Origin of the sequence: Pseudoalteromonas sp. SG43-4 (assembly GCF_014164325.1) — a bacterium.
Lineage (GTDB): Bacteria > Pseudomonadota > Gammaproteobacteria > Enterobacterales > Alteromonadaceae > Pseudoalteromonas > Pseudoalteromonas distincta.
On the sequence record NZ_JACJFB010000052.1, the window covers coordinates 1 to 709 of the forward strand.

The 709-nt window shown below is 35.7% G+C and carries 1 protein-coding gene; it reads left to right on the plus strand.

Features of this window, described 5'->3' with window-relative positions; all coding sequences use genetic code 11:
- The first annotated feature begins 111 nt into the window (after positions 1–111).
- Positions 112–588, plus strand: a complete 477-nt coding sequence (locus tag H5160_RS20100) for a GNAT family N-acetyltransferase (RefSeq protein ID WP_182738534.1) — start codon at positions 112–114, stop codon at positions 586–588.
- Positions 589–709: the final 121 nt, after the last annotated feature.

The following is a 709-nucleotide window of genomic DNA, read 5'->3' on the forward strand; positions in this document are numbered from 1 at the left end:
TAAAGAACGAACATAACAAACGCATTAACACTCGCTGCGCTCGCTAGGGACAAATACACGTAGGCTCCCTGCGCTTCGCTCGGTATTTTAGCCTACGTATATTTGCCCGTTATGCGGGAAGTTAGAAGTTTTAGGGGGAATTGTGATTCAGCGATTAGAAAAAATGAACTTAAAAGTTTATCTGATTTGATATCTTCAACTGTTAATAAATGCATTGATGCTGACGTTGATTCTCTTAAGTTAATTATTGATGATACTATCGCGTGTTCAAAAAGTTGGTTGGCTGGAGATATAGAAGGAGTTCACTTAGTTTACAAGCATGACTCTAGAATTGTTGGGACTATTTTAGTAATAGATTACTGGAATATGGCTAGCCTTTTTGTATTACCGGAGTTTCATGGGAGGGGTATTGCTAAAAAGTTAGTCGATATTGCATTAAAGTTATGCAGAGACAAATATCCTAATGGTTCAGTAAAATTAAATTCATCTAAATTTGCATCAAGTTTTTACAAAAATTATGGTTTTGTACCAAATGGAGAGTCGAAAAATTTACCCGGAGGCTTTATCCCATATGTATACAACTTCTAACAAGTGACTATGGTGTCAATTCCTAATTTCAAACCATTTTAGGATCCCACATGACACCATCCCTCACCATAGAATTTATGATTACTATAAGCTTTCTTATACAGGCAATAATAGCCACTTT

Excerpts from the sequence above, each read along its gene's own strand:
- H5160_RS20100 (WP_182738534.1), top strand. The coding sequence starts at position 112 with ATGCGGGAAGTTAGAAGTTTTAGGGGGAATTGTGATTCAGCGATTAGA.